General features: G+C 64.6%; 17 protein-coding genes. 4 read left to right on the top strand and 13 right to left on the bottom strand.

Annotated elements, in window-relative coordinates; genetic code table 11:
• Positions 1–30: 30 nt before the first annotated feature.
• Both ACEN9H_RS23060 and ACEN9H_RS23065 read left to right on the top strand, forming a co-directional pair.
• Entirely contained in the window at positions 31–816 is a 786-nt protein-coding gene (locus ACEN9H_RS23060) for a hypothetical protein (RefSeq protein WP_413672208.1), read from the top strand.
• Positions 817–925: 109 nt separating this feature from the next.
• Positions 926–3,037: an EAL domain-containing protein gene (locus ACEN9H_RS23065; protein WP_413672209.1), complete on the top strand. Its 2,112-nt coding sequence runs from the start codon at positions 926–928 to the stop codon at positions 3,035–3,037.
• Between the two features lie 74 nt (positions 3,038–3,111).
• Here the strand turns inward: ACEN9H_RS23065 and ACEN9H_RS23070 are convergent, their stop codons facing one another.
• The 5 genes from ACEN9H_RS23070 to ACEN9H_RS23090 form a co-directional block, all read right to left on the bottom strand.
• Entirely contained in the window at positions 3,112–5,970 is a 2,859-nt protein-coding gene (locus ACEN9H_RS23070) for a TonB-dependent receptor (RefSeq protein ID WP_413672210.1), read from the bottom strand.
• Positions 5,971–6,325: 355 nt separating this feature from the next.
• The gene (locus ACEN9H_RS23075) at positions 6,326–7,591 is read right to left on the bottom strand and encodes an MFS transporter (protein ID WP_413672211.1); all 1,266 of its coding nucleotides are present in this window, start codon (positions 7,589–7,591) and stop codon (positions 6,326–6,328) included.
• A 27-nt stretch (positions 7,592–7,618) separates the two neighbouring features.
• A complete protein-coding gene (pgmB, locus tag ACEN9H_RS23080; protein ID WP_413672212.1) occupies positions 7,619–8,263 on the bottom strand; it encodes a beta-phosphoglucomutase in 645 nt (214 codons plus the stop codon).
• Entirely contained in the window at positions 8,260–10,617 is a 2,358-nt protein-coding gene (locus ACEN9H_RS23085) for a glycoside hydrolase family 65 protein (RefSeq protein WP_413672213.1), read from the bottom strand. The genes pgmB and ACEN9H_RS23085 overlap by 4 nt, the downstream gene beginning before the upstream one ends.
• Before the next feature lie 61 nt (positions 10,618–10,678).
• Positions 10,679–11,686: a LacI family DNA-binding transcriptional regulator gene (locus tag ACEN9H_RS23090; protein ID WP_056126339.1), complete on the bottom strand. Its 1,008-nt coding sequence runs from the start codon at positions 11,684–11,686 to the stop codon at positions 10,679–10,681.
• A gap of 245 nt (positions 11,687–11,931) precedes the next feature.
• Here ACEN9H_RS23090 and ACEN9H_RS23095 point away from each other — a divergent pair, with 245 nt between their 5' ends.
• A complete protein-coding gene (locus ACEN9H_RS23095; protein WP_413672214.1) occupies positions 11,932–14,373 on the top strand; it encodes a TonB-dependent receptor in 2,442 nt (813 codons plus the stop codon).
• Between the two features lie 96 nt (positions 14,374–14,469).
• On the opposite strand, the gene ACEN9H_RS23100 is transcribed toward ACEN9H_RS23095, so the two are convergent.
• From ACEN9H_RS23100 to ACEN9H_RS23125, 6 genes are all read right to left on the bottom strand, one after another.
• On the bottom strand, positions 14,470–15,186 hold the full coding sequence (locus tag ACEN9H_RS23100) for a hypothetical protein (RefSeq protein WP_413672215.1): 717 nt from the start codon (positions 15,184–15,186) through the stop codon (positions 14,470–14,472).
• 87 nt (positions 15,187–15,273) lie between these two features.
• Positions 15,274–15,876, bottom strand: a complete 603-nt coding sequence (locus tag ACEN9H_RS23105) for a hypothetical protein (RefSeq protein ID WP_413672216.1) — start codon at positions 15,874–15,876, stop codon at positions 15,274–15,276.
• 274 nt (positions 15,877–16,150) lie between these two features.
• Positions 16,151–17,353 (bottom strand): MFS transporter, encoded by a 1,203-nt coding sequence (locus tag ACEN9H_RS23110; RefSeq protein ID WP_413672217.1) that lies wholly within the window; start codon positions 17,351–17,353, stop codon positions 16,151–16,153.
• 218 nt (positions 17,354–17,571) lie between these two features.
• A complete protein-coding gene (locus ACEN9H_RS23115; RefSeq protein WP_056126331.1) occupies positions 17,572–18,132 on the bottom strand; it encodes a porin family protein in 561 nt (186 codons plus the stop codon).
• A 226-nt stretch (positions 18,133–18,358) separates the two neighbouring features.
• On the bottom strand, positions 18,359–19,171 hold the full coding sequence (locus ACEN9H_RS23120; RefSeq protein ID WP_056126330.1) for a prohibitin family protein: 813 nt from the start codon (positions 19,169–19,171) through the stop codon (positions 18,359–18,361).
• 149 nt (positions 19,172–19,320) lie between these two features.
• Entirely contained in the window at positions 19,321–20,190 is an 870-nt protein-coding gene (locus tag ACEN9H_RS23125; RefSeq protein WP_413672218.1) for an SDR family oxidoreductase, read from the bottom strand.
• 115 nt (positions 20,191–20,305) lie between these two features.
• Between ACEN9H_RS23125 and ACEN9H_RS23130 the strand changes: the two genes are divergently transcribed.
• Positions 20,306–21,187 carry a LysR family transcriptional regulator gene (locus tag ACEN9H_RS23130; protein ID WP_413672219.1) on the top strand — a complete coding sequence of 294 codons (882 nt, stop codon included), beginning with the start codon at positions 20,306–20,308 and terminating at the stop codon, positions 21,185–21,187.
• Here ACEN9H_RS23130 and ACEN9H_RS23135 read toward each other — a convergent pair whose 3' ends face one another.
• Both ACEN9H_RS23135 and ACEN9H_RS23140 read right to left on the bottom strand, forming a co-directional pair.
• Positions 21,188–22,225 (bottom strand): glycoside hydrolase family 43 protein, encoded by a 1,038-nt coding sequence (locus tag ACEN9H_RS23135; protein ID WP_413672220.1) that lies wholly within the window; start codon positions 22,223–22,225, stop codon positions 21,188–21,190.
• A complete protein-coding gene (locus ACEN9H_RS23140) occupies positions 22,222–22,923 on the bottom strand; it encodes a hypothetical protein (protein WP_413672221.1) in 702 nt (233 codons plus the stop codon). The genes ACEN9H_RS23135 and ACEN9H_RS23140 overlap by 4 nt, the downstream gene beginning before the upstream one ends.
• Between the last annotated feature and the right edge of the window lie 8 nt (positions 22,924–22,931).

Here is a 22,931-nt window from a genome sequence, read left to right on the forward strand (position 1 = left end):
ATGCGAGGTATCCTCACTTTTGACAATTTCATGCAGGCGACCTTTTCCACGTTCCGCGACCTCATCCTGGACACCGATCCGGACCTCGCGACCACGCCCGCGCAGATCCCGGCCGGCTTCCTGCTGGCGCGCGCGGGCACCATCAGCGCGCACTACATCCCGTTCGATTACGTGAACCACGGGGCGCGGCTCGTCCTTGTCGGCATCTCGCCCGGCTTCGTGCAATGGAAGAACGCCGTGCGCGAGGCCCGGCGCCTGCTGGCGCAAGGTGCCGCGCAGGACGAGGTGCTGAAGGCGGCCAAGTACACGGGCGCGTTTTCCGGCGCGATCCGGCCGAACCTCGTCGCCCTGCTCGACCACGTTGGCCTGCAGCGCTGGCTCGACATCGCCAGTTGCGCGTCGCTGTTCGGCGCGCACGCGCACCTGATGCACGTGACGGCCGTGCTGCGCCATCCCGTGTTCGTCAAGGACAAGAACTACAACGGCGCAGCGCCGAACATGCTGACGACGCCGCTGCTGCAGGCCCAGCTGCTCGACTATTTCGCGGCCGAAGCGGCGTCGCTGCCCGATGCGGTGTACGTGCCGCTGGGCCCGAAAGTCGGCCTCGCGCTCGACTGGCTCGCGGCGCGCGGCGTGCTGGATGCGGACCGGATACTGCACGGCATCCCGCACCCGTCCGGCGCCAACGCCGAGCGCATCGCGTACTTCCTCGGCCGCAAGGACAAGGCCGCGCTGTCGCGCCAGACGAACGGCGCGCAGATCGATGCGGACCGGCTGGCGCTACGGGCGAAAATGGCGGCGCTGGGCGTGGATTGAACCGGTCCCATCCCATAGGCAACAACCTGCGGACGCCGCTGTCTTTCGTGCTGCATGCCGGCCTCGGGCGGCGTTACACTGGTAACGTCCAGCGCCAAGGTAGACGATCATGCAGAATTGTTCTCCCGAAGAAGTCCGCTCCCTCCTCGACAAGATCGAACAGTTGCCGGTGCCGTTCTTCAAGCGACTGATCGAGGCGAGCAACACGGGCATCATCATTTCCGACGCGAGCCTGCCGGACAATCCCATCGCCTACGTCAACCCCGCGTTCGAACGGATGACGGGTTACGCGTTGTACGAAGTCGTCGGCCGCAACTGCCGCTTCCTGCAGCGCGACGACCGCGACCAGCCCGAGATCGCGCTGATCCGCAACTGCGTCGAACGCGCCGAGATCTGCACGGCGCTGCTGCGCAACTACCGCAAGGACCGCACCCCGTTCTGGTGCCGCATGCACCTGTTTCCCGTGCGCGAGAACGGGGGCACGCCCACCCACTTCGTCGCCTTCCTTCAGGACGTGACGGAAGTCGTCGAAGCCGAGCAGGCCGCCGTGCAGGCGCGCGAACGCCTGAGCACCGTCCTGGAGAGCATCTCCGACGGCTGCGTGTCGCTCGACCGCGAGTGGCGCTTCACGTACGTCAACGCGCGCGGCGCGGCCTGGATCGACCGTAGTCCGGAAGACCTGATCGGCAAGAACATGTGGGACGAGTTCCCGGAAGCCGTCGGCGGCCCGTTCTACGACGCCTACCAGCAAGCGATGCACGACCGCGAAGCCGCCCGTTGCGAGAACTTCTACGCGCCGCTGGGCATCTGGCTCGAATTGCGCGTGTACCCGTCGCGCGAAGGCGTCACCGCATTCTTCGCCGACGTCACCGAGCGCAAGGAAGCGGAGACGCGGCTGCTGCACCTGGCCACGCACGACAGCCTGACGGGCCTGCACAACCGCCTCAGTTGCCTGCGCGCGCTCGACGAGGCGCTGGCACGTTCGGTCGAGGACGAGCGGCCGGTCGGCGTCCTGTTCGTCGACCTCGACCATTTCAAGGAAGTCAACGACGCCCATGGCCACCGCGCGGGCGACATGGCCTTGCAGGAAATCGGACGGCGCCTGGGCAGCCTCGCCGGCGCCGGCATCACGGTCGCGCGCATCAGCGGCGACGAGTTCGTGATCGTCCTCGAAGGCATGAACGCCGATGGCGCGAAGGGTGTGGCCGCGGCCGTCCTGCAGCACCTCGCGACGCCCATCGCCGTCGACGGCCATTGCGTGACGGTGGGCGGCAGCATCGGCATCGCGATCGGCAACGGCCGCGAGTATTCGGCCGACGAGCTGCTCAACAACGCGGACGCGGCGATGTACGAGGCCAAGGACAATGGCCGCCACACATACGCCATCTTCTCGACGGCCGCGCGCCACCTGCTCAAGCAGCGCCTGGAACTGCGCCAGGACGTGTTCTCCGCCCTTGAGCGCCGCCAGTTCGTGCTGTTCTACCAGCCGCAGGTGAGCGCCGTGAACGGCGCCGTCGTCGGTGCGGAGGCGCTGCTGCGCTGGGAACATCCGCGCCTCGGGCTGCTCGCCCCCGACCTGTTCCTGCCGATGCTGGAAGGCTCGCCCGCCATCACGGCCGTCGGCGCCTGGGTGTGCGAAGAAGCGTGCCGCCAGGCGCGCGAATGGGAATTGCTGGGCTACCGGCTGCGCATGGCGGTGAACGTCTCGCCGCGCCAGCTGACGGACGAAAACCTGCCGCCGCTGCTGAAGAACCTCGTCAACCGCTACGACCTCGACCCCGAGTGCATCAAGCTGGAAGTCACCGAAAGCATGCTGATGCAGGACATCGACAAGGCGGCGGCGGTGCTGCGCTCACTGCAGCGCGACGGTTTCCGCATCGCGCTCGACGACTTCGGCACCGGCTATTCGAACCTGTCGTACCTGCGCACGTTGCCGATCACCGCGATCAAGATCGACCGCTCGTTCGTGCGCGAGATCGAGCAGGACCGGCGCTGCCTGGACATCGTCAACGGCGTCATCGCCTTCGCCAAGTCGCTCAAGCTGGACGTGATCTGCGAGGGGATCGAGACGGAGCTGCAGAAGGAAGCGATCCGTTCGACCGGATGCGACGTGTTGCAGGGCTATTTGATCGGCAAGCCGATGCGGTCGGCAGATTTCCGGGCGCTGCTGCTGGCGCAGACCGCGGCGCCAAACCAGGCCGGTCCAGGATGCAAAACGTAGATGCGGACAGGGCGTTGCGGGTGTGAACCGAGCAACGCCCTGTCCGGCTGGCGGGGTCGTTCGACCCCAAGGTCTTACAACTTCCAGCGCAGGCCAACCGCGACCGAACGTCCAATCTGGAGCGTACCGAAATTGGTCAGCTGCGCGTTACCCGCGGTGCCGAAGTGGTAATAGGCCTGCTGCACTTCGTTGGTCAGGTTGACACCACTGATGTCGAGCGTCGTGTTGTCGTTGATCTTGTAGGAGATCTGCATGTCCACGCTCTTTTCCGGATGACGCCAGATACCGATCGGATTGGCAAACAACGCAGCTTCGTTGGAGGCCAGGAAGCCCGAGCGCCAGACCTGGGACAAGCGCGCGCTGATCGGGCCCTTTTCGTACGCCAGCGTGGCGTTGTAGGACTTGTTGGACACGCCGAAGAACGGTGTCTCGAGCTGCGAGACGATGACACCGGCATCATTAACCTCGGGCACGTTCTGCGACGAGGTGAGGCGCGTATAGCTGGCCTGGATGCCGAAGCCGTCCAGCGCGCTCGGCAGCCACTTCGGGAAGTAGATCAAGCCGAGCTCGGCGCCCTTCATGGTGCCGTCGGATGCGTTCGCCGGCGAGCTGATGACATAGTCATAGCCGTTCGTATGGTCGCCGCCTCCAGTCGAGTTGCGGAACGGGTCGTCCGCCGGATCGACGTGAACCTTGCGACGCGTATTCACGATCAGGCCGTCGATCTTGCGCTTGAACAGCGTGCCGTAGAGTGCACTGTCCTTCTGGAAATACCACTCAGCCGTCAGGTCGAGGTTCTTGGAGTGCGTCGGTTTCAGGTCGGGATTGCCGCCGCTGCCCGAGCCATAACCGACCCGCGAGACGTCATCACCGAGTTGATAGACAGGATTCAGATCACCGAAGCTCGGGCGGCGCAGGGTTTCACCATAGTTGAAGCGCAGCACGACGTCCTTGGATGGGTCGTAAATCAGGGTCATGCTCGGCAAGAACTTGTTGGTCGACTTGCTGGCACCGGACGCCGTGACCGCCTTGGTGGTCGCATCCACCTTGTAGAAGTTCATGTCGGTCTTGACCTTGACGTAGCGCACGCCGAAATTGCCGCGCAGGCGATGGCCGAACAGGTCGTTCTGGGTATTCCCCATCAGGAACAGGTTGGTCGTCTTTTCATCGACGTCGAACGTCTTCTGCAGGCTCAGTTTGTCCGACGTCAGGAAGTTCGCATCGACCGAGTTATAAAGCTTGCGCCAGTCATCGATATGGTCACGGATGTAGTAGGCATTGGCCTCCACCCATGAGCGCGGAACGTCCGAGATCGCCGTGCCGAAGTTCGAGTTGACGGAGGCATACTCCGGCCCCAGGGAGGCGAGGCTGCGGCCCAGGAAGGCCGATTGCGCCCGGTTGGCCTCCGACGCCTTGCGGTCGTCGAAGCGCGCGCCGAACTGGAGCGTCTGCAGCGCACCCCAGCCGGCATCGAAGACGCCCGCCAGGCTGGCCGTCGCGGCGCTGCCCTTGTTGCGGTTGGCGTTATCGTAGAACTGCGCGACATTCCACTTGCTCGGGTCGGTCAGGTCGGCGTCGTTGTTGAAATGGAACGCCGTGTTGTTGTTGCCGTCATTAAACTTGACGTTGATGGACGGCGCAACGCGATCGATGCGGGTGGCGGTGAATTCCGAGTGATAGGTACTCGTCTGGTACGACACGTCACCTTCCAGCTTCAGGCGGTCGCTAATGTCCCATTTGCCGTTCAGGGCATACACGTAGGAATCGGTTGCCGACGTGGTGTAGTCGCCGCTGTTGAAGCCATAGACGTTGTTGACCGTACGGCTCTGGATGATGTTCGTTCCCGGGAACGTCGTGATCGACCCCGCGGGGTTGGCGCCGAGATCGCCCCACCAGTCGACGAAGCTGAACAACAGCTTGTTGAAGGTCTTGTTACGATAACCGTTGTACATCGATTCGAAGGTGTAGATCGAATCGCTGTTCGGTTTCCACTGCAGGGCGATGTTGGCGGAAGGACGCTCGCGCTCGCCCTGAAGGTCGTTCTGGAAAATGGCGTCACGCGACAGGTAGTACGGATACGCCTTGCCGTTGAAATCCAGCGTCGAACCCGCCGCGGTCGGCAAGCCGGGACGCGTACCAGGCGTCCAGATACTGGTATCGGTGATGCGCTGCAAGGGCGTGTAACCGGCGGGGTCTTCAGCGGCATTGGGGCTGACGAACGGCACCATTGCACCCGGCGCCACGCTTTCATTGCGGTATTTCGTCTTGGTATCCGACAGATTGACCAGGGCGCCGAATTCGCCGAAGCCGGTGTCCCAGCGGTTGCTCAACATGCCGCTGAGCTGCGGGTTCCCCTTCTTCGCGGGATCGAGATAGGTTTCACGTGCCGACAGCGACACCTTCGAACCCTTGAAATCGAACGGCCGCAGCGACTTGACGTCAATCTGGCCTGCGATACCGGTTTCCAGCTGGCTGGCGTCGCGCGTCTTGTAGACGTCGATCTGGCGCACCAGGGTCGACGGAATGTCCTGCAGCGCGACCTGCGTGCCGGAGGCGGTAAAAATGGTGCGGCCGTTCCAGGTGGTCTGCACGTCGGGCATGCCACGGATGGACAGGGTGCCGACTTCGCCGCCGGCGCGGTCGGTGACCTGGATGCCCGTCACGCGCTGCAGCGCTTCGACGACATTGTTATCCGGCAGCTTGCCGATGTCGTCGGCGACGACCGATTCCACGACCTGGTCGTTGGTGCGCTTGATCGCCAGGCTCTTGATCAGCGAGGCCTTGACGCCGGTGACCACCACGGTCTCGACCGGCTCTGTCTTTTCGGGGGCCGCTTGCGCCCATACCGAGGCGCTGGTGAGCAGGCCGGCGCCCATCAACGCAGTCACGGACACCTTCAGGGCCAAAGGACGTGCAGATAATTGCGATTTCATACGTCTCCTGTGTTTCTAGTTATAGAAATATTGACTTCTCAACTGGCATGTTTTGAATGTTAGAGACCCGGCAATGATCGATCCAATGATTTTTTCTGGGTTTCCCATATCGGTTTTGATATCAAACCAAACTTTGTGACAACAAATTGAAAGTCGATTTTGCGCGCCATCAAACGGCGCAACAGCCGGTTTCGCAGAGGGAAACCGTAGTGGGATGGGCGGGGAAAACGGGGACGATCAGCTGCGCATGGGGCAGCGATCAAGAGGCGGCACAAGGAAGGCCGCCGGCAGGGTCATGCATGTGGGAACGTAGCGGATCAGCAACAAACATGTCCTTGCGGATCCGTAAAGCAAGTCAAATCAACTCGTGCGGCCGCGCCGTCCAGGCCGCGCCGGCGGTCTTTTCCACCTGCCGCTTGAACGCGTACAGGCTCCCCACCATCAGCACGATCGGCACGAGCGTCAGGTAGAACGCGAAGTGCCCGTTCACGTGCCCGAACACATACCCCGTGATCAGCGACCCCGTGGTGCCGCCGAGGGCCGAGAAGATCACGAGCAGGCCCGTCATCGGTGCGTGCTGATGGCGCGGCAGGGAACTCAGCATCACGGAATTGATGCCCGGGTAGATCGGCGCCATGAACAGGCCGATGAGCGGGAACAGGAACGCGGCGACAGGTGCCGTCGACCACGTCACGTTCGGATCGTGATCGACGCCGTGCGTGAGCGGCAGCGTAAGAAGAACCGTCGCGCCCATCGCCAGCATGCACACGGTCAGCACGGGATACCAGTTCAGGCGGCGCATCACGACGCCGGCCAGCAGGCGTCCCACCGCGAGGCAGCCTGCGAAGATGCTCGTCACCTGCACGCTCATCGTGGCGGGCAGCATCAGGATCTCGTTGTTGAACGTGGGGAGCCAGGAGCCGATCGCCTGCTCGACGAGGACGGACAGGAACGCCGTCAGCACGAACACGTACACGAGCGGCCGCACGAACAGGCGCAGCATCTGCAGGAAGTCGGCCGCCGGCCCGCGGCTGTCCGGCGGCGCGGCGCCGACTTCGTCGAACGTCGTCGCCAGCACGAGCACGAACGTGGCCGCGCACAGGACCGACAACAGCCAGTAGACGTTCAACCAGCTCGTCGACGCGGGATGATCGGCATCGATGAAGAAGCCGAAGATCCAGTACGCCGACAGCACGCCGACCATGAAGAAGCCCTCCAGCATGTTCGTGATGCCCGCATGGTGCTTGCGGTCGCGCGCGACGAGGCCGATGGTCGAGTACACGGACACCTTCACCAGCGCGAACGCGACGCCCACGCACAGGAACAGCAGTTTCGCCGTCGCGAAGGCCGGGATCAGCGGCATCGCCAGCGTGGCGGCGGTGACGATCGCCAGCGCCACCAGCATCGCCTTCTTGTAGCCGAAGCGCGGCAGGGTCGACGCGACGAAGAACGACACGATCGCGATCGGCAGGTCCTTGAACCCTTCCAGCACGCTCGCCGCGCCCTTGTCGACGCCGTAGGTGTGAATGACCTGCAGGATCACCGTCCCCACGCTGTTGAGCAGGATGGCGAACACGAAATAAATCATGAACAGGGCGAGCAGGATGCGTCGTTGGTTCATGTTGTCTCCAGTTTTATAGTGGCTTTTTTAGTAGTCCTGCAGCCGGAATGCTTCCATCGACGGTATCACACGGTCGGCGCGATGCAGCACCGCGGGACTGCCGACACCGACGGCGAACATGCCCGCATCCTTGATCGACGCGACGCCCGCCGCGGCATCTTCCACGCCGAGGCAATCCCCGGGATCGACGCCCAGGTGCGCGGCCGCGGTGAGGAAAATCTCGGGATCGGGCTTGCCGTTGACGATGGTCGCGGCGTCGACGACGTCGTCGAAGCGGTCGCGGATGCCCAGGCGGTCCAGCACCGTGAACGCGTTGCGGCTGACCGACGCGAGGCCGATATGGAGTCCGGCCGCGCGCACCTCTTCCAGCGCGCGCAGGGCGCCCGGCAGCAAATCGTCCGGGGTCATCGTCGCGATCAGTTCCTGGTAATGCGTGTTCTTCGCATCGGAAAGCAGCCGCTTTTCCTCGGGCGTGTACGTGCGCGGTGCGCGCGCGAGGATCAGGTCCAGGGAACCCATGCGGTCGACGCCCTTCAGTTGTTCGTTGAACGCTTCGTCGAAGGGCGCATCGACGCTGTCCGCGAGGCGCTTCCACGCCAGGTAGTGGTAGTGCGCCGTGTCGGTGATGACGCCGTCGAGGTCGAAGATGACGGCTTTGAATCGTGAAGTCATTGTGGGTTCTCCATGCGGATGTGGGCGCGCTGCGCGTCCAGGGCGATCGTGGTGCCGGCGTGCGCGAAGGTGAGACCGGCGCCGCGCAGCAGGCGGTAGTCGGTGCCGGTGCCGTCGACCGCGACTTCCAGCAGCGCGCCGCGCACCTGCGCCTTGAAGCGGTAGCCCGTCCACCGGTCGGGAAGCGTCGGCGCGAAGCGCAGGCCCGCGTCGTCGAGGCGCATGCCGGCGAAGCCGTAGGCGACGCCGAGCCACGTGCCGGCCATCGCGGCCGTGTGTACGCCGTACTGCGTGTTCGCGTGCGTGTTGTCGAGGTCCAGGCGCGCCGTCTCCATGAAGTAGCCGTACGCCTTGTCGCGATAGCCGATCTCGCTCGCGACGATGCTGAAGATGCACGAGGACAGCGAGGAATCGTGCGTCGTCACGCCCTCATAGAAATCGAAGTCGCGGCGCTTGTCGTCGAGCGAGAACTGGTTCGACAGCAGCAGCAGCGCCAGCACGACGTCGGCCTGCTTGCACACCTGGTGGCGATAAATCACCAGCGGGTGGTAGTGCAGCAGCAACGGGTAATTCTCTTTCGGCGTGCTCGCGAAGTCCCACGGTTTCTTGGACAGGAAGCTGTCGTCCTGCTCGTGGATGCCGAGCGCGTCGTCGTACGGCAGGCGCATCGCGGCGCTGGCCGCGCGCCATGCCTGGATCTCGGCGTCCTCGAGGCCGATGGCGTGCGCCACGCGCGCGTAGTCGGCTGGGCGCTCGGCACGCAGGCGTTCGGCAACGTCCGCCGCGAACGTCATGTGCATGCGCGCCATCGCGTTCGTGTAGTAGTTGTTGTTGACGATGGCCGTGTATTCGTCCGGTCCCGTCACCGCGTTGATGCAGAAGCGGTGCGCGCGGTCGTAGCTGCCGATGCCCGTCCAGATGCGCGCCGTTTCCAGCACGATCTCGGCGCCCTGCTCCGCCATGAAGTCGAAGTCGCCGGTCGCCAGCAGGTATAAACGGATCGAGTACGCGACGTCCGCGTTGATGTGGTATTGCGCGGTGCCGGCCGGGAAGTAGGCCGAGCATTCCTCGCCCGCGATCGTGCGCCACGGGTACAGCGCGCCCTTCTCGTGCGCCATCTGGCGGGCGCGCTCGCGTGCCTTCGGCAGGCCGTTGTAGCGGTACTGCAGCAGCGCGCGCGCGATCTCAGGACGCGAGTACAGGAAGAACGGGAACACGTAGATTTCCGTGTCCCAGAAATAGTGGCCTTCGTAGCCTTCGCCCGTCACGCCCTTGGCCGCGATATTCGTCTTGCCGTCGCGGCCGACCGATTGCAGCAGGTGGAACTGGTTGAAGTGCACGCCCTGCTGCAGGGCGTCGTCGCCGGCGATGGCCACGTCGGCGTCTTCCCAGAAGCGCGCGAGGTACCCGGCCTGTTCGCGCGCCAGCGCATCGAAGCCGGCCGCGCGGGCCTGCGCCAGCTCGGCGCGCGCGTGCGGGCCGACGGCGTCGGCCGCCATGTCGCGCGAGCTCGCGTAGGCGACGTATTTGTGCACGGTGAACGTGGCGCCCTGCGCGACGTCGGCATCGAACGCGTGGCCCAGTCCGACCTGCTCGACGCGGGCGGCGCCGGACGGCACGGCATCCGTCGCCGTGGCCAGCGTAAACCCGCTGTGGCGCGTGCGCTGCAGCAGCAGCACGTCGTGTGCGCCGGGCTCGCTGCCCACCTCGCGCTGCGTCTCGATCAGCGACGCCCCCGTCAGCGCGGAACCGACGCGCGGGTCGTCGCCGGCCTGCAGGTTCGTCACGTCCGCATCGATGTCGGCGACGATGCGCACGGTGCCCGAGAAATTCAGCGGCGTGACGGCGTATTCGATCGCGGCGACGTGCTTGCGCCCGAGGGACACGAGACGGCGGCTGGCGATGCGCACGCGCTTGCCGCTGGCGGTCTCCCACTCGACCGTGCGCTCGAGCAGGCCGGTGCGGAAGTCGAGCGTGCGTTCCCACGCGAGCACGTTGCAGGCGTCCAGCGCAAAGCGTTCGCCATCGATGACGGCCGCGATGCGCTTGGCGTTCGGCACGTTCAGCATGAATTCGTTGATGCGGGCGAGACCGTAGGCGTTCTCCGGATAGCGGATGGCTTCGGTGTCGTGGAAGCCGTTCAGGTACGTGCCTTCCAGGGTGTCGCCCGCGCCGCCGACGGTGCCCTCGTCCGGCGTGCCGCGCATGCCGATCCAGCCATTCCCCAGGGTGAACAGGGTCTCGTGCAGGAACGCGCGCGAAGACTCCAGCGTATCTTCGCGGATGCGCCACGGCTCCGCCGCCAGTCCATTATTGTTATCGATGTCATTGGTGTTATCGATGTCATCTTTCACTTCAGTTTCCTCGTCTCGTGCGCGGAGCGCGTTCTTCAAGCTTATGGGTGATGTAGCGTGATCAGGTGTGGCGTACGATCAGCGTGGTCGGCAGCATTTCCGATTGCGCCGGCTGGCCTTCGATCATGGCCAGCATTTTTTTCGCGAGCAGCACGCCGCCGTCGCGCAGGTATTGGTGGACGCTCGTGAGCGGCGGCACGAAGCTGGCGGCGCCCGGCGTGTCGTCGTAGCCGATTACGGAAATATCGTCGGGCACGCGCAGGCCCGCTTCCGTCAGCGCGCGGATGGCGCCCATGGCCAGCAGGTCGCTGGCGGCGAACAGGCCGTCGATGCTGTGGCCGTTCTTCTTTTTCAGGATCGACGTCACGCAGTCGAAGCCCGCTTCGAACGTGAACGCCTTCGGACGCAGGATGTGCACGGTGGCGCGGCCGGACAGCGCGTCGATGAAGCCGGCGCAGCGTTCCTGCACCTCGGCGTGGTCGACGTCGCCGACGAAGATCAGCTTGCGCCGGCCCTGTTCCAGGAAGCGCTCGGCGACGCTGGCGCCGCCCTTGCGGTTGTCGGAGCCGACGACCGTGTACGTGGCGCCCTCTTCCGGCGCGCCCCACACGACGAGGGGCAACGTGGTCTGCTGCAAGGCCTTCACCGCCTCGCCGTGCGAGCCCTGGCCCAGCAGGATCAGGCCGTCGGCGCCCTGTACCGGGGCCGTGTCGAGCAGCTGCTTGGACGTGAGCACGACGCTGTAGCCGGCGGTGGTGAGTTCCTGGGTGATGCCGCCCAACAGTTCGAGCGGATACGGGTCGGACATCGGCCGGCCCTTCACGGGCGTCATCTCGACGACGACGGCGACCGAATACGACCGGCGCATGCGCAGGTTGCGGGCGCTGATGTTGAAGCGGTAGCCCTGCTCCTGCGCGATCTTGCGGATCTTTTCCCGCGTGTTTTCCGTCACGAGCGGACTGTCGCGCAATGCCCGCGACACCGTGATCGTGGAGACCCCGGCGATCTTCGCCAGGTCTTCCATCGTCACGGCGGTATCGCCGGGCTGGTTTTTTTTCGCTTGCGCCATGTCGTTCGTGAGCAATAGGTCGTGAGAAATAAGCTTGGGGTAGCGGTAACAGATTACTTGAGCGGGATGGATTATGACAGATTTTTTTGTCGTGTCGACAAAAAATGACATCGATAGCATTTTGATTGACATCGATGTCAATCCGATGTTTCAATGGCCGCAGTTTCCTTGTCGAACCATCAATCGCCAGGAAAACCGGGGAGGAGACGCCCCGCAGCCGGTTCCCAATCACAAGAGAGCACAACATGAAAAACACCATGCAGTTCCCGCAACCGTCAGCAATTGCCCTCGCTGTCCTCGCCCTCGTTGCCCAGTCCCAGGCGGTCGCTCAGGACAACGTCCAGAAAGAAATCCAGCAAGTCGTCGTGACCGGTACGGCATCGGCGTCCGGCACGCGCAAGATCGACACGAGCTTCTCGATCACGACCGCGACCGAAGAACAACTGAAGCAGGCCGCGCCGTCCAGCACGGCCGACGTGCTGAAGATCGTGCCGGGCGTGTATGCCGAAGCGACGGGCGGCCAGTCCGGCGCCAACATCGAAGTGCGCGGCTTCCCGTCGGGCAGCGACTCGCCGTTCGTCTCCGTGCAGATGAACGGCAACCCGATCTTCCCCGTGCCCGTGCTGTCGTTCTTCGAAGGCTCGTCCGCGTTCCGCCTGGATGACACGATCGAGCGCGTGGAAGTGCTGCGCGGCGGTCCGAGCACCATTTACTCGAGCGGCCAGCCGGGCGCCACGATGAACTTCATCATGAAGAAAGGCGGCGACGAGCCGGAAGGCAGCCTGCGCTTCACGACCGGTACCGGCAGCCTGCGCCGCTTCGACGGCGTCTACAGCGGCAAGATCGCCGACGGCTGGTACGGCATGATCGGCGGCTTCTACCGCACGACGAACGGCGTGCGCGACGCCGGCTTCCCGGCCGACGACGGCGGCCAGCTGTCCGCTTCGCTGACCCGCAAGCTGGACCAGGGCGAACTGACGGTCTACGCCCGCTCGACGTCGGACAAGAACGCCTTCTACACGGGCGTGCCGCTGATCTCGTCGAACAACGGCCACACGATCTCGTCGTTCCCCGGCTTCGACCCGCTGCGCGGCACCCTGATGAGCAACGAGATGCGCAACTTCACGGTGGAAGCGGGTCCGGGCAAGACCCTGACCTACGACCTGGGCGACGGCCGCGGCCTCTCGTCGAACCTGGTCGGCGCGGACTTCCAGCAAAAGCTCAACGGCTGGGACGTGTCGAACAAGTTCAACTACTTCAAGGGCGACCTGAACACGATCGCCATGTTCACGGGTAACAACCCGCTGAGCGCCGCCGACTACGTGAGCCAGGCCATCGCGTCCGCCAACGGCAATGCGGCCGTGGTCGCGGCAGCAGGCGCGCCGGCTACCAGCGGCGCCATCACCTACACGAACGGCGGCGGCACCGTCGCGGGCAACCAGCAGGTGGTGCAGGCGGGCCTGTGGGCCGTCGAGAAGAAGCTGCGCTCGTTCACGGACGAGTTCCGCGTCAGCAAGGACATCGGCCATGACAACACGATCACGACCGGCGCGTATATCGCGAACTATTCGTCGCACGACGTCTGGTACCTGGGCAACAGCCACCTGATGACGGCGACGCCGAACGCGCGCCTCATCGACGTCAAGCTGAACAACGGCGCCGTCGTCTCCAAGAATGGTACGGACGGCAACGTGTTCTACGCGCCGATCGCCTCGTACGACGGCCGCAACACGGCGGTGTTCATCGCCGACGAATGGCGCATCAACGACCGCATCAAGGTCGACGCCGGCATGCGCCACGAGAAGCAGCACATCTCGGGCTCGATCTCGAACCTGACCTCGGTCGATCCGGACAACAATGCGCTGACGGTCTACAACAACGGCACGTCGACGCCGAGCGGCAGCTTCACGGGCCTGTCGCGCGACGACACCGCGAACTCGTTCACCGCGGGCGGCCTGTACAAGCTGACCAAGGATTCCAGCGTGTTCGTGCGCGCCAACCAGGGCCACACGTTCATCTACTTCGACGACCTGCGCAACGCCGGCACGCAGGACGTCGTGAACGACCGCAACCGCGTCCCGACGCCGAAAGTCACGCAGTACGAGATCGGCTACAAGACCGCGACGCCGCTGTACAGCGCCTACGTGAACGCATTCTTCACGGACTTCACGGGCATCTCGTTCCAGCAGATCACGACGTCGGGCGTGCTGTATTCGGTGAGCGGCTCGCACGGCAAGGGCGTGGAATTCGAACTGGCCCTCCGTCCGCTCAAGGGCCTGCAACTGCAGTTGACGGGCGACTGGCAGGATTCGACGTACAAGGACAATCCGACCATCGCCGGCAACCAGGTGCAGCGCCAGCCGAAGTTCCAGTACCGCTTCTCGCCGAGCTACCGCCTGCCGATCGGCGACTACGCGCTGCGCTTCTACGGCACCTACTCGCACATCGGCGCGCGCTGGGCGGACCAGCAGAACACCCAGTACCTGCCGTCGTATAACACGCTGGACCTGGGCATCCTGGCCGAGCTGTCCGACAAGCTGGAATTCCGCGTCACGGGCACCAACGTGAACAATTCGCTGGGCCTGACGGAAGGTAACTCGCGCCTCGTCGGCGCCAGCACCGGCCCGATCAACGCCCGTCCGATCTTCGGCCGCGCGTGGGAGGCGTCGCTGACCTACCGCTTCTGATGTAACGCTTTACCTCCTCTTCTGCTGTACCCTCTTGGCGGGACTTCGGTCCCGCTTTTTTTATCGCTGCGCGCCCCGGCAATCAGTCCGAGGCAGTTATCGTGCAGGCTGGAAAGCGCGTTGGCTTTCATGAGAATCCATGCTCGTTTGCCAGATTGCGTCGAAGCGCTTTCGCGCGCGTGCGATTTCATCCTGGCTGAGATTTGCAAATTGATTCGTGTTGCCGCCCCATACTGGGTTATCGCTATCGCCGACTTTTTCCGCTACCAGCCGCCAGGCGTAAGCTTCCACAAGATCATTCTCGTCAAAACTGTGTTTCGCGAGTACAGATGCGGCGCGGCTGAAACCAGCGCCAAAGGCATCGGTCAAATACTGCTTGGCGATGGCTTTTGGATCCCCGTTCTTCGGAAACTCGGGATCGGAATAGATGATATTTGCCTCGTTATAATATTGCTCAGCGAGTTGCAGCATGGCGTCGCCATCGTGCAGCTTGGCCAGCTTTTTTAACGTCTTCAAATCCATCTCGTAGTATTCCGGGGGCGACCCATATCCAAGGCTTTCCATTTTCTTTTGGCGGGCGTGGATATGAGCGGGTTGCGGTGGTGCGCTCGTTGCATCGGCCTGGCCGAATCGTGCGTCCAACCAGGCCAGCGATCCATGGTCTGTCGAACGTGGCTGCTCGACATTGCGTGGGGCTACCGCTGCGATATCAGCATCGGCAGCGGCGCGTTGCGGCGCGTGCGTCCCATGAAAGAACCATGCGATAAGTGCTACGAACAGGGCGCCTGCACAATAGATTTTCTTTGATGTCATGGCGGTTTGACACATGTGTTGCAAACGGCAGGCCACACGGCAATCGCCGGGCCTGCATCGTCGATCTGACCGCGATCAGCTCGTAGATCAGTGGCACGTCCCCATCACGGCACCGGCGTTCACAAACTGGCTGGCCAATACTTGCGCCTGTGCATAGGTACATGCGTAGACATAGCTGTTGGACTGATAATTCGTCCCTGGACGCATACAGATCGGGTAAGCCGTCTTGGCATTACCGTCCGGACACACAGTACTGTCCCCGGGCGTGGACCAGTAAGGCACGCCTTGCGAGGTCGATGTCATCAGCGTCAGGCTGCCGTCCGGCCAAATCTTCAGTTGGGCACTGGGGTCGTTGACGCCCGCCTGGGCCGTGCCGGCTGACCACGCGGCCGTTCCATGAGCCGGATAGGGGCCGCTATACACGACAAAATTCTTGTCGGTCTGAACGACGGCCCAGGCGCCAGCGCCGGCCGGCTTTCCGGTTGTCCAGATCACCTTCCCGTCCGCCTTGCGGTAGACGACCAGGTTGCCGTCCGTGCCTTGCATGATGAGCATGTATTTTCCGTTCCCGGATTCCAGCGTTTGACCAGCCGTCAGGGGGACGAGCGCACTCAGCGAATCACCTGCTTGAGCGAAACCGGTAGCGGCCATGGCAGCGGCGAAAACGCCCCCCAAAATTAAGCGTTTCATAAATCTCACTTTCAAATCGCGGTTGAATAAATGTGTCCAGTCCGACCAAAGTCGGCGCCGAGATTGTTACACAAAAATATGAATTGCGTCCGCAATTTGATTCATGGATTTTACGTTTTTATTCGATGTGCGCGATTATTTGTGATATTCAAGAATACCTTTTTCAATCTGAATTTCACAATATCCAATAGCACAGGCGCGATTATCGACTACAGCGACATTCACAAATAGTTTCAGTTGCCAGACAAATGGGAACACAGCCTTTTTTTGTCTTTCAGGATTCGCGCGTCAGCGCCACGGCCGCGGCCAGCACGACGATCGCCGCCACCGCATACGGCGCACTCGCCGCGACGCCGTACAGCCAGGCCGACGCCAGCGGACCCGCCGTCCGGGCGATGGCCTGCTGCGCCTGGTTTGCGCCCTGCACTTCGCCCTGCCGTTCCGCCGGCGCGGCATTGGCGATCAACGCGCTCGCGGATGGCTGGAACAGGCCGTCGCCGAACGTGAAGACCGCGATCCCGGCCGCGAGCAGCGGCACGATGGCGTGCAGCGGCAGCAGCGCGACGATGGCGAGGCCGAGTCCATTGATCGCGAGGCCGGCAGCGGCGACGCGGCGCTCGCCGAAGCGGGTTTGCAGCCGCGGCGCGGCGAATCCCTGGCTGACGATGTCCATCACGCCGACGCCGGCCAGCACCAGCCCGATGCTGCCGGGCTGGAAGGCGAGCAAGTCCTTGAGCAGCACCGTCAGGTTCGCCTGCAGCACCGTGCCGCCCAGCGCGAAGCAGAACACGACCGCGAACAGCAGGCGCAGGCGCGTTTCGCGCAGCGCGCGCAGCAGTTGGCCCACGGCGTTGAACTGGCCCCAATGCAGGCGTGCGCTACGGCGCGCGTGCGGATGGCTTTCCGGCATGCAGGACCAGACGAGCACACAATTCAGCAGCGCCACGGCGGCCGCGCCATACAGCGGCGCCGCCAGCGACACCTGGCCGAGAGCCCCGCCGAGGATGGGCCCCACCATGAATCCAAGGCCCCCGGCAGCGCCGAGCATGCCGAACGCCGGGCCGCGTTCGGCGGGGCCGTGGGTGTCCGCGACATACGCATACAATGCCGAGATGCTGCCGGCCGTCAGGCCTTCGATCACGCGGCCCAGCACCAGGACCCATAACGCCCCGCCGACGCCGAACACGGCGAATCCCAGCGCGGAACCGCACAGCGACACCAGCATCACCGGCCGCCGCCCGAAGCGATCGCTCAGCGCGCCCAGCACGGGCGCGGCGACGAACGAACAGAGCGCGTACAGGGCGAGGATCAGCGACACCCACCAGGCGACGTCCGGTGCCGCGACGTAGCGTGCCACCGAAAACGGCAGCACGGGAATGATCAGGGTAAAGCCGGCGAAGTTGAAGAAGACGGAGACGGCGATGATGCCGGTGCGTCCGGTGAAACGAGGGATGATTGAGGATGACGATGCGTCCATGGACTGCTCCTTGATCGTCTGTTCGACCGGAGCAGTGCATCGACATGACGACCACACGGACGAACAGTTGGCGCCAACCGGCGCCAGTGTTCGTCGAGGGTTCGCATGCGCGGACGCATGAAACAGAGCTTTCGTTTCCGAAAGGACTTGGGCCTACCTATAACCAAGTCTGCCTTTTCCGACTCTGCGAGTCTAACGTGGTTTTGCTTACCCGGCAATCAGAAGCCGACCTTCACCCCCGCCGACCACACGCCCGCGCGCGCGCCGAAGTCCTTGCGCTTGCCGTAGTTCTCGTACTCGCCGACGAGGGACAGCGTGTCGTTCAGCTTGTACTGCGCGCCCACGCCGGCGTACACGTCGTTGTCGTTCTCCGTTGCCGAGTAGCCGATGTCATTGTTCCACTTGCGCTGGCTGTGCGCGAGGCCCAGCTTGCCGTACGCGGAGAAGCGGTCGGTGATGGGCACCGTGTACTTCGCGGCGACGTACGCGCCGTATCCCTTCGTCGTCGTCTTCACGCCGCCCGGGACGCCCGTCAACGCTTCCGAATACTGGCGGTCGCGGCTGGAGAAATTGACGTAGCCCGCTTCCACGCCGAGGTTGTTCGAGAAGTCCACGCCGCCGAAGATTTTCGCGTCGGCATTACGGCTGTCGGTATCCCGGTTGCTGGTGCTCGCGACGCCCGCGCCGATATACGGCCTGAACGTCGTCGACTGCTGCGCGTGGGCGGCGGTGCCGGCAACAAGCGTGGCAGTGGCGAGGGCGAAGGTCAGTGCTTTCATTGCTGTCTCCTGTGGTGGTGTGAAGCCGCCACGATAGCAATGTGTTCAAGAACGAAACATTGGGGATTGGTAAGGATCTGTTACCGCTGTGCATATAAATGACCCGCAGATCAAATATGCATGCAGACAAGCAAAAGTGCGTTGCAAGCCGTAGCGCGGCGTTGGCTGCACGATCCCTGCCATACGCCGACGCTACTCCTGTTTCACTTGCTTACCATTGTGAGGATCATTTAACGCCATTGCTCACGTTGATGAACGGGACCGCGCCGCCGGCCACGCTGGGCAGCTTGCCATCCCACTTCTCGATGGCCATGCGCTGGTTTTCCATCTCGCGCAGGCGGATCAGTTCCGGCGTCACCTGCTGGCGCTGCACGGCCAGCGATTCGGCTTCGGCCCTGGCCTGGGCGACGCGCTGCTTCGCCTCCACCTCGATGCGCTGCAGGTCGCGTTCCGCCTTCAGCTTGAGCTGTTCGGCCGTCGTCTTCGCTTCGATCGCCTCATTGAACGAGCGCGAGAAATTGAAGTTCACGATCGAGAACTCGTCCACCACGATGCCGTGGCGCGCCAGCCGTTCGCGCAGCTGGGTGACGATCTGGTCGCGCACCTCGGTGCGCTTGGCGATCAGTTCCTCGGCCGTGAAGCGGGCCGTGACGGCCTTCACCGCTTCCTGCACGGCGGGGATGATGATGCGCTGGCCCGGCTCGTTGCCCAGGTCGCGGAACACCGTCATCGCGGCATCCGGACGGACATGGTAGTTCAGCGCGACGCGGGTGTGCACGGTCTGCAGGTCGCGCGAGGCGGCATCGCCATCGCCTTCGCCCTTCTGGATCGAAACGTTGACGAGGTTGAGCTTCTGCGCGATCGGCACGCGGAAGTGGATGCCCTCGCTCAGCACCTGGTCGCTCGGGCTGCCGAACGTCGTCATCACGCCGCGATGGCCGGCCGGCACCGTCCCGAACGGTGCCAGCGCGAACAGCAGGATCAGCACGACGACGGCGATGACGAGCTTCACGCCGGCGTTCAATGACACTCGATTCATTTCAATTCCCTTTCAGCTCTGGTTCGGCCGATCGACTCTGGATCGGCAGGTCGTCTTATATTGACGACGGACAAAGTGTAAAGCTGTCAGAGGAACAATAGAATCAGAAATATCAGAAGCAGAAGTTCGGGAAAGCCGAAGCGCTGGATTCAGGCTGCCGCGGCGATGGCAGCGGCGAAGGCGCGATAGCTGCGCAGCGGACGGCCCAGCAGCGCGGTCAGGCGCTCGACGTCGCCGGCTTCCGGCACCATGCCGTCGGTGGCGAAGCGCTCGCTCATCAGGCGCATGTCGTAGGCCATCCAGGCGGGCATGAACTGGCGCAGGTTCTGTTCGAAGGCGGCCGTGTCGTCGCCGCCGTACGCGATCGGACGCTGCAACACGTCGGACCAGATCGCGGCGATGTCGGTCCCCGTCAGCGTGTCCGGGCCGACGACGTTGATGCGTTCGAGCGGCAACGGCTGCGCGGCATCGTGGCGGCGGATCAGCTCGATGGCGGCCACCTCCGCGATGTCGCGCGCATCGACCATCGCGAGGCCCCTGGCGCCGACCGGCATCGGATACACGCCGTAGCCCAGCACCACGTCCTTGATCGTGACGTCGTTGTCGATGAAATAGGCCGGACGCAGGATGGTGGCGGCAAAGCCCATCTGCTCGATCATCCGCTCGACGCCGAATTTACCGGCGAAGTGCGGCACGTTCACGTACAGGTCGCTGTGGATGACGGACAGGTAGACGACGCGCTGCACGCCCGCTTCCCGCGCCACGTTCAGCGTGACGAGCGCCTGCGTGAATTCGTCGGGGACGACGGCGTTCAGCAGGAACAGCGTCGACACGCCGTCGAATGCGCGGCGCAGGGCGTCGACGTCGAGGAGGTCGCCCTGGACGACGTCCACGCCGGCCGGAAAGTCGGCCTTGGCGGTATTGCGGACGAGTGCACGCACCGGGGCGCCGCGCTGCACGAGTTGGTTGACGACGTGGTGGCCGATGTTGCCGGTGGCGCCGGTGACGAGAATGGTCATGATGTGTGCTCCTGTTGGGTTGTGAAAAGTGTCGGTTGACGCTTCACAGATTAGCCATCCCACAGGCGGACCGATAGACGGTAATATTGGACATCCCGTCTCACAGGTGGAACACATGGACTTGCTTGCCCTCGCCGATTTCAATCTCGTCGCCCGCCACGGCGGCTTCGGCCGTGCTGCCCGCGAGACGGGCCGGCCGAAGGCGACCCTGTCGCGCCGCGTCGCGGAGCTGGAAGCGGATCTCGGCCTGCGCCTGTTCGAACGGGGCGCGCGCCTGCTGAAGCTGACGCAGGAAGGACGCGCGCTGTACGAGCGGACCGGGGCACTCCTCGCGGAGATCGACGAGACGGCGGCGGCCCTCGCCTCGGGCGGCGACCGGCCGCGCGGCCGCTTGCGCATCAGCGCCCCGCTGCTGTTCTCGCAGACGGCGATGGGCACGCTGGCGGCAGGCTTCGCGCGGGCGTATCCCGACGTGCGGCTGGAGGTGACGACGGAAGACCGGCCGGTGGACATGGTCGAGGAAGGCTACGACCTCGTCATCCGCGTGAATCCCGATCCGGACGAAAACCTCGTCGGCCGCATCTTCCTGCGCGACCGGCTCGTCGTCGTGGCGGCACGGCATCTGCCGCGGCCGGCCGATGGGGCGCCCGTGCCCGCCGTCGTGCGGCCCGTGGGCGACCAGGCGGCGTGGCAAGTGGCGGGCGCGCCGGACATCGCGATCGACCCGATACTGCGCCTGTCGTCGCTCGTCATGGTGCGCGACGCGGTGCGGGCCGGCGTCGGTGCGGGCTGTTTGCCCGCGTCGGTCGTCAGTCACGATCTCGCGGCGGGGCGGCTGGTGCGCTGGGGCGACGTGGCCGGGCCCGAGATCGCGCTGTGGGCGCTGTACCCGTCGCGCAGGCTGCTGAGCGCGCGCGTGTCGGCCTTCCTCGAGTATCTGAAGGCGGCGTTTCCGAAAGGGACGCCGGATGAGCTGGCTGCCTATCTCGCGCCGTGATCAGCGCACGAGCCGCGGTGCCACGCCTTCGTTCGTCATGACCACGGGCCGGATCGTGCCGTCGTCGTTGAAGTAGAGGCGCTCGACGGCCAGCTCGCGATGGTTGCCGTCGGTCTCTCCCAGCGGGCGGCGGTGGTAGGCGATGTACCACTCGTCGGTGCCGGGCACGTTGACGATCGAGTGGTGGCCCGCGCCGCGCGCGATCTTGCCATCCTGCGCGAGGATCGTGCCGATGCGCTTGAACGGTCCGAATGGCGACCGGCCCATCGCATACGCGACGCGGTAGTCCGGTCCGGTCCACTCCCCTTCCGACCACATGAAGTAGTACACGCCACGGCGCTTGGCCATGAAAGGGCCTTCCACGTAGTCCGGATCGGGCGTGATGTCCTTGTACGTGGTCCCGTCCGGGAACGGCACGACACCGAGCAGGTCCGGCGCGAGTTTCACGACGTTGGCGTGCTTCCAGCCGCCGTAGACCATGTAGGCCTGGCCGTCGTCGTCCTTGAACACCATCTGGTCGATCGGCTGCGCGCCGTTGTGGATTTGGCCGATCAGCGGCTTGCCGAGGGCATCCTTGAACGGACCATCGGGCCGGTCGCTGGCGGCCACGCCGATGCCGCCCAGCTGGTCGTTGCTCTTGATGTCGTTCGCGCCGAAGAACAGGTAGTACTTGCCGTCGTGCGCGATGGCCGACGGCGCCCACACGGCGTACGCGGCCCAGGCCACGTGCGCGACGTCGAGCACGCGCTCGTGCCGCGTCCAGTGCACGAGGTCGCGCGACGAGAACGCGTCGAGGAAGGTCTGCTTCAGGAACGGCGCCCAGACCAGGTCGGAGCGGGCCCGCATCCGCTGCTGGTCCGGCGTGAAGGCCGTCGGCCGCGCCGGTTGTTCGTCGTCCGCGGAATACGTCGGATAGATCCAGTACGTGTCGCCGAACAGGCGGATTTCCGGATCGGCATACCAGCCCTTGACGATCGGGTTGGCCGCCTGCGCGTGCAGCGCGACGGCGGCGGCCGCGGCCAGCAAGGCGCGCTTCATCGCGGCAGCGTGAAGCGGAACGTGGGTTCGATGCCGCGCGCGTGCAGGACGCGCACGATGTCTTCCAGCGTCGCGTCCTTCAGCAGCAGGCCGTCGGCGGCCGGAGACGGCGGCGCGGCGGCAGGTGCCGCAGGGGTCTCGAGCCGCGCCAGCGCGGCGCTGAACTGGCCGGGCGCGATGCTGTCCAGGCCTTCCAGGAAGGCGACCTGTCCTGCCGCGGGCGGCGCCATGTCGAGCCCGGACTCGTCCGCGAACGACGCGCCCATGCCCGGATGGATGAACGCGGCCCACGTCCCGGTCGCCGCGTTCGGGCACGGCGGCAGTTCCACGGGGACGCCGATGGTGTCGGCGGGCGGCAGCGTGTCCGGCCACAACCGGCCCAGGCCGGCGACGAAGCGGCGCGCGTCCGCGACCGGCACGGGCGCCGCCAGCGACAGCCACAGCATGAAGCCGCCGGTGCTCGTCACGCTCACCGCGGGGGCCGGGAAGCCGAAGTCGGCCTGCAGTCCGTTCGCGACGGTGCACAGGCGTTCCCAGTGCTGGGCGTCCGCGCCGGGCGCCTTGCGGAACGGGATCGCGATGGCGCGCACGAGGCCCGCGCCGGAGACGAGGTCCGCGTCCGGTCCGGGGCCGCGCTGCGCGGCCGGGCTGTCCGGCAGCAGGTACAGGCGGTTCAATTCAGAGAGCAGTTTATCCATGCCCGCGA

The sequence above is a fragment of the Massilia cellulosiltytica genome, from assembly GCF_047325105.1.
In the GTDB taxonomy this organism is placed as follows: Bacteria; Pseudomonadota; Gammaproteobacteria; order Burkholderiales; family Burkholderiaceae_D; genus Telluria; species Telluria orientalis.